Annotated in this window: 12 protein-coding genes; 3 read left to right on the forward strand and 9 right to left on the reverse strand. The window is 41.3% G+C overall.

What is annotated here, in order from left to right; all coding sequences use genetic code 11:
* Positions 1-108: 108 nt before the first annotated feature.
* From FC093_RS14765 to FC093_RS14795, 7 genes are all read right to left on the reverse strand, one after another.
* Complete coding sequence (locus FC093_RS14765; RefSeq protein ID WP_137262574.1) at positions 109-912, reverse strand: phosphate ABC transporter ATP-binding protein; 804 nt, start codon at positions 910-912, stop codon at positions 109-111.
* Positions 913-976: 64 nt separating this feature from the next.
* Positions 977-1813, reverse strand: coding sequence for a phosphate ABC transporter permease PstA (pstA, locus tag FC093_RS14770; protein WP_137262575.1), 837 nt, complete (start codon positions 1811-1813; stop codon positions 977-979).
* Positions 1810-2694 carry a phosphate ABC transporter permease subunit PstC gene (gene pstC, locus FC093_RS14775; RefSeq protein ID WP_206106581.1) on the reverse strand — a complete coding sequence of 295 codons (885 nt, stop codon included), beginning with the start codon at positions 2692-2694 and terminating at the stop codon, positions 1810-1812. Before pstC ends, pstA begins: the two co-directional genes overlap by 4 nt.
* A 129-nt stretch (positions 2695-2823) precedes the next feature.
* Entirely contained in the window at positions 2824-3795 is a 972-nt protein-coding gene (locus FC093_RS14780; RefSeq protein ID WP_137262576.1) for a PstS family phosphate ABC transporter substrate-binding protein, read from the reverse strand.
* Between the two features lie 70 nt (positions 3796-3865).
* The gene (locus FC093_RS14785; protein ID WP_137262577.1) at positions 3866-4828 is read right to left on the reverse strand and encodes a PstS family phosphate ABC transporter substrate-binding protein; all 963 of its coding nucleotides are present in this window, start codon (positions 4826-4828) and stop codon (positions 3866-3868) included.
* Positions 4829-4899: 71 nt separating this feature from the next.
* A complete protein-coding gene (locus FC093_RS14790; RefSeq protein ID WP_137262578.1) occupies positions 4900-6357 on the reverse strand; it encodes an alginate export family protein in 1458 nt (485 codons plus the stop codon).
* A 65-nt stretch (positions 6358-6422) separates the two neighbouring features.
* Entirely contained in the window at positions 6423-6872 is a 450-nt protein-coding gene (locus FC093_RS14795) for an RrF2 family transcriptional regulator (protein ID WP_137262579.1), read from the reverse strand.
* Between the two features lie 502 nt (positions 6873-7374).
* Between FC093_RS14795 and xerD the strand changes: the two genes are divergently transcribed.
* The gene (xerD, locus tag FC093_RS14800) at positions 7375-8274 is read left to right on the forward strand and encodes a site-specific tyrosine recombinase XerD (RefSeq protein ID WP_137262580.1); all 900 of its coding nucleotides are present in this window, start codon (positions 7375-7377) and stop codon (positions 8272-8274) included.
* 84 nt (positions 8275-8358) lie between these two features.
* Here xerD and FC093_RS14805 read toward each other — a convergent pair whose 3' ends face one another.
* Both FC093_RS14805 and FC093_RS14810 read right to left on the reverse strand, forming a co-directional pair.
* A complete protein-coding gene (locus tag FC093_RS14805; RefSeq protein ID WP_137262581.1) occupies positions 8359-10308 on the reverse strand; it encodes a vWA domain-containing protein in 1950 nt (649 codons plus the stop codon).
* A gap of 37 nt (positions 10309-10345) precedes the next feature.
* Entirely contained in the window at positions 10346-11377 is a 1032-nt protein-coding gene (locus FC093_RS14810) for a T9SS type A sorting domain-containing protein (RefSeq protein ID WP_137262582.1), read from the reverse strand.
* A gap of 145 nt (positions 11378-11522) precedes the next feature.
* Between FC093_RS14810 and FC093_RS14815 the strand changes: the two genes are divergently transcribed.
* Positions 11523-12092, forward strand: coding sequence for an RNA polymerase sigma factor (locus tag FC093_RS14815; RefSeq protein ID WP_170971101.1), 570 nt, complete (start codon positions 11523-11525; stop codon positions 12090-12092).
* Positions 12085-13287: a carboxypeptidase-like regulatory domain-containing protein gene (locus tag FC093_RS14820; protein WP_137262583.1), complete on the forward strand. Its 1203-nt coding sequence runs from the start codon at positions 12085-12087 to the stop codon at positions 13285-13287. The genes FC093_RS14815 and FC093_RS14820 overlap by 8 nt, the downstream gene beginning before the upstream one ends.
* Positions 13288-13488 lie beyond the last annotated feature (201 nt).

Genomic DNA, 13488 nt, shown 5'->3' on the forward strand with positions numbered 1-13488 from the left:
TAATTTATATATTTTATTTATCTCCTGCTTTCGCAGTAAATAAAAAACAAAAAGGCTGTCTTAGACAAGACAGCCGGTTTTGCTCAAACGTACACCCCAGATGTAGGATTAGTGTCCTACTCTCATGTATTCTTTAAGAATATCTGTTTGTGGATTTTCAAAAATATCAGCGGCATTGCCATGCTCTATTATTTCGCCATAATACATAAACACTACGTAATCCGCCAATCTTTTTGCCTGCCTTAGAATATGTGTTACCATGATGATGGTGTAATCATCCTTTAGTTTGCTAAACTGTTCTTCTATCACGCGGCTGCTAATGGGATCAAGCGCCGAAGTAGGTTCATCTGCCAAAATAATTTCAGGTTCTACTGCCAGCCCGCGTGCAAGGCACAAGCGTTGCTGCTGACCAATAGATAAGCGTTGGGCACTGCTTTTTAAACGGTCTTTTACTTCATCCCAAAGGGCTACTTCGCGCAGATGTTTTTCTACCTTTTCGGCAATAACATTTTTATCACGCACACCTTTTAGTTTCAAGCCATAAGCAATGTTATCATAAATGCTCATGGGTAAAGGATAAGGACGCTGCATTACCAGTCCCATCTTTTGTCTGATCTCTGTAATGCGGTTGCGCTCGGTTAAAATATTTTGTCCATCTATTTCAATGGTGCCATCTAATCTTAATTCACTGTACAAATCTGTCAGGCGGTTCATGCACTTGAGCAGTGTGGTTTTGCCGCAGCCGGATGGACCAAGCAATACAGTGATTTTATTTTTAGGAATGGTAATATTGATGTTCTTTAAAATATGTGCCGATTTGCTATACACATTCAGATTGCTGATGTTCATTATCGGCACTTCGGTGGTAATATGTTCTACTCTTTTTTCTGCAGTTACTATTGCTGTTTTCATGTTGGTTCATTTAAAATTTGGAGGAATTCTCTCTCTCCGCTTATGGAAAAGAGGCGGGATAAGGTTATTTTTTTCGGTATAACAATCTTGCGGTAATACTGATGATTAATACAATAAATGTGAGCACGATGGCTGCAGCAAATGCTCTGTTTTGTACCTCTTCAATAGGCGAGCTTAATTGAAAGAAAATAGAAAGCGGTAAGGTTGCGGCCGGATCACTCAATTTCTCCGGCACATGATCGGTATAGCCGGCAGTAAACAGCACCGAAGCAGCATCGCCAATACCTCTGCCAAAGGCTAATAAAATGGCTGTTGCAAAGCCAGGCAAAGCCTGCCGGAAAAAAATTTTAAAAGCGGTTTCTGTTTTGGTAGAACCTAATGAATACGCTGCTTCCTGCAAACCTTTTGGAATGGTCATCAGCACTTCGTCCATTGCTCTTATCATAATAGGTGAAATGAGTGCTGCTACTGTTACAATGCCTGCTCCCAATGAATTGCGCATGCCCATATACATCAGCAGGATAAAACCAAAGGCACCAAAAACAATAGAAGGTACACCCCATAACACATCCAGAAAAAAGCGAATGCCGATGAGTGTACGTGGATATTTGATTAAATAAATATTGATGAACAGCGCAACCGGCAGGCTAATAATAAAAGCTAACACGGTAGCGCCAATCGCCAGGTACAACGAGCCAACAATAGCATTGAAAATACCGCCGCCGCCACCCATATAAAAGCCACCTTTGGGCTCCTGCGTCAATACTTCCCACGATAAGGCGGAAGCACCTTTTGCAATAATGCTATATACAATGTGTATTAATACAAGAATAATTAATACAGATACAATAGCCGATAAATATTTAAAAAAGCTTTCTTCCAGCTTGCGGTTAAGTGTCATATTGCTTCGGATTTATAGATGATGTAGCGGAAAATAACATTGATGGTAATAATGATGATAAAGAGTAACAACGAGCCAAACATTAAGGCAGAATCATACGTTGGAATAGACATCATTTCTCCATAATTATTGGCAACTAAAGCAGGAAGCGGATAACCTGCATCAAATACCGATGCCGGCACCTGCACCACATTGCCAATCACCATCATTACGGCAATGGTTTCGCCCAATGCTTTGGAAAAGCCCAGCCCGTAAGCTGAGATAATGCCCGTTGCACCCTTACGCAAAAACACATACTTAATGGTTTCCCATTTAGTTGCACCCAATGATAAAGAGGCTTCGCCCAACTCCACCGGCACTTGGCGAAAGACTTCCAATATCATGTTGAGTATGTAAGGAATACTCATTACGCTTAGTACAAGGGCCCCGGCAAGAATGCTATAGCCCAGTGATTCATTGTGAAACATAGGAGCAATAATATCTGCCACCAGCGGCACTATTACCAACACCCCCCACACGCCATATACTACTGATGGAATACCGGCTAAGATGTCTATTACCGGGCGCATAACTTTAAGCATCCACGTGGGTGCAAACTGGGTAAGAAAAATAGCAGCCAGCAGGCACAACGGCATAGAAATAATCAATGCCACTACCGTAACCCAAAGCGAACTGAGAATAAAAGGCCAAAAGCCAAACTGGCTCTCGCTGGGGCTCCAGTCTTGCGAAAAGATGAGTGAACCTAAAGCATGCGTAAGCCAGAGATCGCTGGACTTTATCACTAGTCCTAATCCTATTGCCAATGGTAGCAAGAGCAAAACAGACAGGCATAGTACCATCCATCGGGAAGAAAGTTTGTCTATGAATAATCGTTTAGTCATGGTTTATAAAAGGTTTGTTTGAGCAAGTATTATGAGTGGTGTGTTTGTGAATGGTGAATTGTCAATCAGAAGTGATAAACAGATACTAAAGTCAATATTCACCATCCAATATTGACAATTCACGATTCACTATTTCAATTTGTTTATTTGTTCGCTGATTACATTTTGCGGCAGCGGCACATAACCAGCCGATTGCACTAATTGTTGTCCGTCTTTTAATACCCAGTTAAAAAAGTCAAGCACTTCTTTTTTAACCGGTTTGCCTTTAGTAACAAAGTATAAATCGCGGGCAGGTGGTGCGGGATATTTACCATCATTTACCGCTTTTAAAAAAGTGTTCAAATCGCCATAGCTTTTTTCATCCGCATCTATTTTGCCATTGCCATTTACATCTATCGGCACGGCTTCAATACCCGGAATCTGTTTGCCTGTTTTGATATTATACAAAAACAAAGTATTGTTATAGCCAATGCCGTTTTTGTCTTTCTTTACTGCATCCGAAACACCCGGATCGCCGTTCATACCCAAGCCTTTAAGATTTTCTTGTTTTTTGCCAAAAAAAGCCGCCCACGAATCGGCAGCGCCCGACGCATCCGAGCGGGTAAACACATCTATTTTTGCTCCTTTGCCATTTTTTATACTCAACAAATCGTCCCATGTTTTTACTGATTGATCAACAAAAATGGCTTTAAACTGATCTTTGGTGATACCGCGTTCGCGTATAGTATTGATGTATGGGTTGGCCGGATTGATAGTTGGTATTACGGCATCTTTGCAAAGCGCTATATACCATACACCTTTGCTTTTTTCCACATCGGTTATTTCTCTCGAAAACATACCTATATCCACCGCACCGGTGAGCGCGTCTGTCATACCTTTGCCAGCACCGCCGGCTTGTATATCAAAGCGTACATCAGGATGCATTTTGTTGTATGCTTCTGCCCATTTTTGTGCTAAAGGATATAAGGCAAATGCCCCGGAAAAAGAGATAGACACTTGTTGTTGCTCAGTTTCTTTCGAGCTGTTTGCGTCCTCATTTCTTCCGCAGGAAGCGAAGAGGAGGAGTGCCGGAATAAGTAATAAATGTTTTGTTGTTTTCATGTTCAGTTACGTTTGAGTTGGTGATAAATGCCTTTTCTGTAGAAACAGAAAAGGAGGATTGAATAAAGGGTTATTTTATTTTTTTTACCTGATCCGCTATTATGTTTTTAGGTAGCGCCACATAGCCGGCGGGTGCTACAAATTGTTGTCCATCCGTCAATACCCATTTAAAAAAATCCAGCACTTCTTTTTTATTGCTTTTGCCATTAGTAATAAAATACAGATTGCGGGCTGGCGGCGAAGGATATTTACCATCATTTACCGCTTTTAAAAACTGGTGGAGATTGCCGTAAAAATTTTCATCCGGGTCAATCTGTCCATTGCCGTTTACATCAATGGGCACTACATCAATACCGGGCAGTTTTTTGCCGGATTTAGGGTCAAAAACAAATAAAGTATTGTTGTAGCCAATGCCATTCAAATCTTTACGCACAGCATCTGCCACACCAGGGTCGCTGGGTATGCCAATGCCTTTGAGGTTTTCCTGCTTTTTGCCGAAAAAAGCCGCCCACGAATCGGCTGCACCGGCAGCATCCGCTCTCGTATATACATTTATTTTGTGTGGCGAACTATTTTTTGTACCCAACAATTGCTCCCAGGTAGAGATGCTTTTATCTACAAAAATGCCGGCGAACTCTGCTTTCTTAACGCCTCTCAGCTGCAACGCTTTCATATTGGGGTTTTTGAGGTTCATGGTGGGCAATACGGCGTCTTTGCACACGGCTATATACCACACACCTTTTGCTTTTTCTGCATCCGAAAATTCGCGCGAAAACATGCCCACATCCACCGCACCGCTCATGCAATCGGTAAAGCCTTTGCCGGCGCCGCCGGCTTGAATATCAAACCGTACATCGGGATGCGTTTTATTGTATTCCTGTGCCCATACCTGCGCCAAAGGGTATAATGCAAATGCGCCGGATAAGGATATAGAAACAGCTTTGGGCGATTTAGGTGCTCTTGGCTCGCGTCCCTGGAAACTGATGGTAAGAAGTAATACAGCAGTAAATAATACACGGTTTTTATATGTCATAAAATGATGAAGGTTTGGTTGTAATAAGAATTGGGGTTTGCTAAAAGAACAGTTGGTTTTGTTTTAAGAATTTAAAAAGTAAACTTGCCGATAACAGGTGTAAAGCGCACGCTGAGATAAGTCCAGTAAGGCGTTTTTGAATATTTGCTTAAATCATCTTTCGACTTGATTGAATTTTTTACCTCAATCATAGAGTTAGTAACGGCAGCCCAGCAAAAGCCATATTCCACATCAACAACAGGCGTGGGCTTGTAATTGATGCGCCAGTCATTTTCAAAACCAAGATATTTATTGTTAGCTGGCATTCCTTTGAAGGCAAAGCCTGTATGCGAATAGAACAAGTGATTTTCAAGACGTATGCTCCATTTGTTTTTCTGGTATTGGAAGAACAGGTAAGGGTTAATTAAACCGCCACTTTTTACATCACCTGGAAAGGTGGTAAACAAATCGAGATTACCCATAAACCGGTGTGCTACACCATATAGCGGAACAAAATTATTGTCTTTGCTGGCTGTGCTGTCTTGTCCGCTCAGGTACTCCATACCAAGCCGGATAGCCAAATTTTTAGAAGAATATTTTATTTCGGGCTGGATATAATAAGCTGCTAACTTTTTACCTGAAGAGTCTTTACCATACTGATAATATGCTGCTGCGGTTAAGTACCAGTTGTAAGTTTGGTATTCCAGTCTGCCGCCGCTGGTAAAACGTTGATACGTGGTTTTGTAATCGTAAGCACTTTGGTAGCCATCCATGGTATTGATAGTAGTAAGTATAAAACTCTTGCTGAGCTTATAATTTAAATAATGCACGAGCAGGTCTTTGTAGTTCTTAAAACCATTTGGAGCATAGGTGGTAGTAAATGTATTTTCTGCAGATTGGTTAAAGGCAAATGTGAGTTCGGTATTCAGGTTAATTTTATTGTTATAGATAAAACGTATTGCGTCGTGCGAGTTGCCGGGAAGGCGCCAATCGTTCTCAGCAAATAGCCGTTGGTTGTCATATACTAATCTTTGCCTGCCTATGCGAACGCTCCACTTGTCATTAAAATGTGGCTCAATATACCCTTCAAACAAATAAATAGGAAAAGTAGTAGTAGGAGAAGCCGTAGTGCCGGAAGTAGTACCCTGACTTGCTCTCGGGTCTTGCTCGCCCCACACTCTTGCATCCTGTATGGACGCATAAAAATCCAAGCGCTTAGTTTTAAAATCAACATTCAGCCTGGTGCGCTGGTTAACGAGAAATGCCGGTGCAGTGTCTTTTAAGGGAATGTTTCTATAGCCGTGCCTGAACTCGGAGCGTATACGCATATCGACCGAGATATTAAGTGAATTGGCTGGCTTGGGCACTTCAGCAACCGGTGTAGGGGGAACCGTTACTGCTCCTCTCTGTAAAGAGTCCTGAAGGCCTGTAGCAGGCGTTTGTCCGCTTTGTGTTGCTTTAACTATAGCATTGCCAGCCTGTGCCTGTACCTGCGTAAGTGCAAATGAGGTAAATGCCACAAACAGTGTTTTGATTGTATGGTTCTTCATGCAGATTAATTTACTGCAAACATATAATTCCTATTGGATTAATAGGAATTAATTCGAAAAAAATTTTAACTTTTTTCCGCTGAATCATTTTCAAGCGTTCTTTCACGCTCAAGAATATTGCTTAATGTAGCATTTTTAAGCATATTCACGGTTTCGTTGCGTACATCGGCAAACACATCGCGAATTCCACATACTTCCTCATTTTTACATTCTTCGCAACGTTCGTAATATTTATGCGCAACACAGGGCAGCAGGGCAATAGCGCCTTCAAACAGGCGCACTACTTCGGCAATATTTATTTCATCGGGGCTTTTAAGCAGGTAATAGCCACCTGTCTTTCCTTTGCGGCTGCTTAGCATACCCGCATTGCGGAGGTCGAGCAAAATGGCTTCCAGAAATTTACGGGGAATGCGTTCGCTTTCTGCAATTTTACTTATTTGCACAGGTGCTTTACTTTGCTCGCGGGCAAGATACACAAGCGCATTAATGGCGTACTTTGTCTTCTTAGACAGCATTATTGCAAAGATACCTATATTGTACTTTAATACAAATACTAAGATGCTAAAGCATAGATAAAAGCATGAAAATATCAGTTAGATATTGTGAGTGAAATAAAGAAGTAGTAGGTAATAAGAATATACTTGTTCTTTCAGTGCAAAGAACTGGAGTAAATAGCGTTTGTGCAGAGATACCAAACTCCAGATGCTCGTTTGTTGTTGCGGGCGCAGTAAAGCTATTTGTGAGTGTTATTGAAATCTATATAAACCTGTAATAATGGATGATAAACTTTGTTACAAATATCCAGTTAAGTCATCAATAATGATTTAAGCTAAGTACAGATTGCTTTACTGTGCCCGCAATGATATTAATTATGTTACTCTCAAACATAACATTTATATATCACACCCTTGTAGATATTAAATGCTGCGAAACCTCACTAAACTCCTGTTCTCTGCTGCGAAAGAAAACTGCGGGAGCAAGCGTTCTTAATTTAAAATAAACAGAGATATTCGCTGTATGTGGGAAGTATATAAAAAAGGATTTAAAGCTTATCTGCAACTGGAGAAATCATTAAGTGCTAACTCGGTAGCAGCTTACCTGCGCGATGTAGATAAGCTGACTGATTTTTTACAGGCAATCAACAATCTGAAAGCACCCGATGAGCTAACGTTAAAAGACCTGCAACAATTTGTACAATGGGCTGCCGGACTGGGGATCACTGCTTCGTCGCAATCGCGCATTATTTCGGGCGTTCGTGGTTTTTATAAGTATTGTCTGGCAGAAAATATAGTGGCTGTGGATCCATCTGCTCTGCTGGAAGCGCCGAAGCTAAAACGTGCTTTGCCCGATATACTGAGCTTTGAGGAAATTGAGCACATTATTGCGCAAATAGATGTAAGTACGCCCGATGGCACACGCAACAAAGCCATGCTGGAAACCTTGTATAGCTGTGGCTTGCGCGTGAGTGAACTGGTGGATTTGCGCCTAAGCTGGTTGTATCTGGATGTTGGTTTTATACGCGTGATTGGTAAAGGTAATAAAGAACGGCTGGTACCCATTGGCAGCGATGCCATCAAGTATATTACCATTTATAAAGATGGGGTAAGGGTGCATCAACGCATTCAGAAAGGTTTTGAAGATGTGCTGTTTTTAAACCGCTTTGGAAAAAGTCTTTCGCGCATTATGGTGTTTTTAATTATTAAAGATTTAGCAGCGAAAGCAGGTATCACCAAAAATATTTCGCCACATACATTCCGCCATTCCTTTGCCACGCATTTGGTAGAAGGTGGTGCCAGCCTTCGTGCCGTACAGGAAATGCTGGGGCACGAAAGTATTACCACCACCGAAATTTATACGCACTTAGACCGGGATTACTTGCGGGCTACGCTGCAACAATTTCACCCTGCGTTTCAGTAATTAAATCATTTTTAATTAAGCAACATTCCATGACCACAGCTCAAGGCTCAATGCATGTGGCTTGCAGCTTATTGCAAGCTGCTATTATTCAGCTTTGGCAACAGGCTTATCTTTTAGCTGACTCGCATTTTGTACCAGTTGAATAAACTCCCTGCGGTATCCTTCGATATCATTGCTGGCAGCTTGTGTGGCTAATTGTACAATGTCATTGTACCCAAAGCTGCCTTTGTATTTTGAATGGCGTAATAACATACCAAAGGAAGCTACAGCGGAGGCAAAGCGAAAGTTGGGTGAAGTATTACTCAATGCAACAGTATTACCTTTCACCGGATGCTGCAATAGCTTGCTTACATTTTCATCGGGTTGCTTATACCGTAGTTTTATGTTTAGCAATTCATCGGTAAACTGATTGTAAGTTTTTACTTTTTTTGTTGTTTGATAGCGCAATGCATCCACGCTATCCAGTTCATTGGTGGGTACACCTGCCGGAATAATTTCGTACAAAGCTGTTACAGTATGACCGCTGCCTAACTCACCGGCATCTATTTTATCATTATTAAAATCTTCTTTAGCCAGCATACGGTTTTCATAACCTATCAGCCTATACCCTTGTACTTTAGCTGGATTAAATTCTATCTGCAATTTCACATCTTTGGCTATGGTAAACAAGGTACCACCAAACTCGTTTATCAACACCTTTTTAGCTTCACTGATGCCATCAATATACGCATGATTGCCATTGCCCTTATCTGCCAGTTTTTGCATTTTTGCGTCCTGGTAGTTGCCCATGCCATAGCCCAGCACCGTAAGAAAAATACCTGTTTCGCGTTCCTGTTCTATCAACCTTTCCAGTTCATCATCGCTGCTTACACCCACATTAAAATCACCATCGGTACAAAGTATCACGCGGTTGTTACCCCCTTCTATAAAGTTTTGTTTGGCAGTGGCATAAGCCAGTTTTATACCCTCGCCACCAGCAGTAGAGCCACCCGCTTCCAGCCGGCCAATGGCATCTTTGATAGTTGTTTTATGGTCGCCTGTTGTGGGCGGCAATACCAATCCCGCATTGCCTGCATATACTACTATGGATACTTTATCCTGCGGACGTAGCTGATCGGTTAATAACTTTAACGACGATTGTACCAATGGCAGTTTATGCTCATCGGTCATACTGCCGCTTACATCTATGAGAAATACAAGATTGCTTGCGGGCAATGTTTCAGCAGAAATAATTTTGCCCTGCAAACCAATTAGTAGTAGGTGATGCTCCTCATTCCACGGACAAGTGGAAAGCTCTGTGTTAATACTACATGGCTCACCACTTTGAGGTTGCGGGTACTGGTAGGTAAAATAGTTAATCATTTCCTCAATGCGTACGGCACCTGCATGCGGCAATTCTTTGTTGTTGATAAAACGGCGTACATTACTATACGAAGCTGCATCTACATCAATTGAAAAAGTGGATAAAGGGTTGCCTGTTACTTTTAAAAACGGGTTTTCTGTTATTTTATCATAACCTTCGCGGTTGAAGTCCTGATTGATATTGGCGTATTTATCAGGGTTAGTCAGTGCTTTATTTTTTTGTGCTCTTCCGGCTCTTTTGGAGGTAATATAAACGCCTGCTGCCCTTCCTTGTAACACATGGGGCACGGTAAAATTTCTTGTAACAGATAGGGCTCCTGTAAATGATTTTTTCTGTTGTGCGTCATAGCCTACTACCACTACTTCGTCAAGTGTAGTGTTTGTTTTTTGTAGGGTAACAGCTATTGTATTCTCCTGATTAAGTTTAAACTCTACTGTTCCATAACCAAGGGCCGAAATTACCAATACCGCATTTTCAACAGGCATCTCTAATTTAAAATGGCCATTTGAATCAGTTAGCGTTCCGGTGATTGTTCCTTTTATGCCAACAGAAGCACCTTCAATTGGATTGCCCTTTTGATCCTGTATAGTGCCTTCTATCGTTCTGCCTTCGTTGGCAACAAATGCAAATGCAAACAGGCATATTGTGCTAAGTAATAACAAGTATTTCATAATTGTAGATTGTATGTAAGTGAATAATAGTATGGGGCTATTCAACAATAATTTTATCTGTGTATTGTTGTTTTGTATCATCATTAATCAGGCGGATAAAATATATGCCTGTTGCGGCGGTGGAAGGAATAATAACAGTAGTTGTTTTGGCGCCTTTTACAGCATCAAACAAGCTGTGCGTTATGAGCTTTGAATGAACGTCTAATAATTGTATAGAGTAATGTCCTTCATTCTTTACTTCCATATGTATAGCATTGCCGCGTGTTGCCGGATTAGGATAAACTTTGAATAAATTGGCGTGGAAGATTTTTCGTACAGTTGTTTTGAGAGTGTCTGTCTGTTTTACACGATGATGAGGTATTGCATAACCTGCAATCACAACTACATCACCCATCGATGTGGGCTCCAGCGTTAAGGATTGTGTATTTAAATTTATTTCACCGGCATTATTGAAAGTATAGTCTATTTCTTTTGTTTGATAACCTATATACGAGATGCTAACGGTTACTGAAGAACTGTTTGTAGCAAAGCTTAAACGAAATTTACCGGCAGTATCCGATACAGTTTCAATCATTGTTCCCTTCAAAATAATAGAAGCACCACTTATAGGAAGCCTGTTTTCATCAACTATGATTCCGGTGATTAATTTATTACTGCTACTTTGTTCTATGCCACATACCTGTTGTTTGTCTGCAATAACCAAATCCGTCCTTTGCCAGCAGTTATTAAGAAATACAATATTTTCCTTCACGTTTTTATCCTTCTTAAATTGCCCATTCGCCTTATTCAGCAACAACGTCAATGGAATAAAGGCTGCCATCCACCATATCATTTTCTTTTCCCTTTTCATTGGTACCAGCGGTCGTTCTGTTTGTTCCTGCGAAAAGCGCCCGCACAATCTGCCTTTGGATTGCGATAAATAATAGAGTACCTGCGCATCACTCATCAGGCTGAAATCGATGACTGTTTTAGCACAGCTTGCACAATAGCGGCCTTTGTCCTGCGGCGTCATTGAATCCCAGTTTTCGTGGCATGGCTGCGGAATGCTTACGTACGTTTCTCTTTTCATATAGCATTGGTTTTTCAATGGGATGTGGCTTTAGGTACTTTTACATAAACCGTTCAGAAATTTTTTTACATTATCTTGTGCAACGGAATATTTGACAGGCTTGCCAATACTATAAAGTTATTACCTAAGCTATACGATCATCATTTTGTTACCCATTAAACAAATACAAAAAGCACTGGAAACTGATGAGGAGTTGCTGTTGTTGTTCAAACAAAACAATAACCAGCAGGCATTGGCTACGTTGTATTTGCGCTATAGCGAGCTGGTGTATGGTACCTGTCTTAAATACCTCAAAGATGCAGAAGCCGCTAAAGATGCGGTAATGAACATTTATACAGAATTGCTGCAAAAACTACCTGCACAGGAAGTACACCACTTTAAAAGCTGGTTATATGTAGTGGTAAAAAATCATTGTCTTATGCAGCTGCGCCGCAGCAAAACAGCAACCATTGTTGAATTTCAACCAACATTTATGCAATCGGCCGACCTGCTGCATCTGGATGATTTATTGGATAAAGAAGCACATTTTAAAATGCTGGAGCAGTGCATGGAAAAATTGAGTGATGAACAGCGCATGGCAATTCAACTCTTTTATTTTGAAAATAAATGCTACAACGAAATAGCAGCGCAAACGGCAATGGAATGGAATAAAATACGCAGCCTGATACAAAACGGCAGGCGCAACCTTAAAATATGTATGGAGCAACATGGCTGAGGCTGATAAACATATTACCTACACACTGGCAGATATTCAGCGGTACCTGCAGGGCGGCATGACTGCCAAGGAAATGCACGAGTTGGAGCGTGCCGCCCTCGAAGATCCTTTTTTGGCAGATGCGCTGGAAGGCTACCGCCAAGCAAATATGCAACAGGCGCAAACGCATTTATCGCAAATTGAAAGAGCTATACAGCAGCCACAGCAGCAGGGTAAAGTAGTGCCGCTTCCACGCTACAGAAAATATCAAAGCTGGCAGGTAGCCGCGGCCGTAGTTTTATTGGCTTGTATTGGCAGTATTTCTTTTTTTATCTATTTTAAAAAAGCAAATAATGCTATGCTTGCCAAAAACGAAAGCAGCACGATGCTTCAGCAGGATTCGGTGCAAATGCATGTGCAACAGGTTGTTCCGCCTGTAAACGATACAACTGCCATTAAAACGGATAGTGCTGAAAAGGCGCCGGCTGAAAAAGACCAACGTTTATTAGCCAAAAACAAAAAAAGGATTATCTCAAAAAAACAACCATCAGCGGCTCAGGCAACGGCGCCAATGACTGCTATGACCAACGATAATAATACAGCAGCGGCACAAAGTGCAAATAGTGTAATGGCAATGCGGGCGCCCGCCAGGGTACTTACCGGAACCATTACCGACAACAAGCAACAACCGGTACCTAACGCCAAAATCATCCTGCAGGACAGCACTGCAGCAGTTACAGACAGAGACGGTAATTTTCGCATTGCCACTACCGATAGTACGGTTACTGCCAGCATTTCGGCTTTGGGATACAAACCTTTGCAAAAGCAATCATTAAGGGGCGGTTACAACAGGATTGTTTTAAAAGAAAGGCCTTTTCTGTTATCCGATGTAGAAGTGATTAACATAGGTACTGCCGATAAAAAAGTAGCCGATACTACTGCAACAATGCCCGAAGGCGGCTGGCAATCTTTCAGGGAATATGTATATAATAAATTGCAAAAGAAATATGATACTACCCTAACGAATGCGTACATTGATGGCGATTTGCAGCTTGAGTTTTCTATTAATGATTCAGGCGAACCAAGTGATTTTAAGGTATTACATGCGCCCGATTCGCAAACAGCTAACGAAGCCATCAGTGCCATCAAAACAGGTCCAAGGTGGACAACGGGAGATAGAAAGAATAAGCTGCGGATAACATTGCGGTATAAATAATGCCTGATAAATAGCGCACAGATGACCCGGGTTGATATGCAAGGGTAAAATAGATCGGATAAATGATTGTTGAAAAATTTTATACTTTTAGTATTAGCAACTGCAAAGAGCAGGACGAAGAAAACTACTCAAAATGTTCTTTGCGCCTTAACGCTTAAATTCTTCCAAACAGCCTCTAATTATTTCTTAAATTAAACCTTT

This window comes from Ilyomonas limi (assembly GCF_005233845.1).
Classification (GTDB): domain Bacteria; phylum Bacteroidota; class Bacteroidia; order Chitinophagales; family Chitinophagaceae; genus Ilyomonas; species Ilyomonas limi.

What these genes read in the sequence shown, in the direction of transcription:
- FC093_RS14765 (WP_137262574.1), bottom strand. Translation starts at nt 912, where the DNA reads ATGAAAACAGCAATAGTAACTGCAGAAAAAAGAGTAGAACATATTACC.
- pstA (WP_137262575.1), bottom strand. Translation starts at nt 1,813, where the DNA reads ATGACACTTAACCGCAAGCTGGAAGAAAGCTTTTTTAAATATTTATCG.
- pstC (WP_206106581.1), bottom strand. Translation starts at nt 2,694, where the DNA reads ATGACTAAACGATTATTCATAGACAAACTTTCTTCCCGATGGATGGTA.
- FC093_RS14780 (WP_137262576.1), bottom strand. Translation starts at nt 3,795, where the DNA reads ATGAAAACAACAAAACATTTATTACTTATTCCGGCACTCCTCCTCTTC.
- FC093_RS14785 (WP_137262577.1), bottom strand. Translation starts at nt 4,828, where the DNA reads ATGACATATAAAAACCGTGTATTATTTACTGCTGTATTACTTCTTACC.
- FC093_RS14790 (WP_137262578.1), bottom strand. Translation starts at nt 6,357, where the DNA reads ATGAAGAACCATACAATCAAAACACTGTTTGTGGCATTTACCTCATTT.
- FC093_RS14795 (WP_137262579.1), bottom strand. Translation starts at nt 6,872, where the DNA reads ATGCTGTCTAAGAAGACAAAGTACGCCATTAATGCGCTTGTGTATCTT.
- xerD (WP_137262580.1), top strand. Translation starts at nt 7,375, where the DNA reads ATGTGGGAAGTATATAAAAAAGGATTTAAAGCTTATCTGCAACTGGAG.
- FC093_RS14805 (WP_137262581.1), bottom strand. Translation starts at nt 10,308, where the DNA reads ATGAAATACTTGTTATTACTTAGCACAATATGCCTGTTTGCATTTGCA.
- FC093_RS14810 (WP_137262582.1), bottom strand. Translation starts at nt 11,377, where the DNA reads ATGAAAAGAGAAACGTACGTAAGCATTCCGCAGCCATGCCACGAAAAC.
- FC093_RS14820 (WP_137262583.1), top strand. Translation starts at nt 12,085, where the DNA reads ATGGCTGAGGCTGATAAACATATTACCTACACACTGGCAGATATTCAG.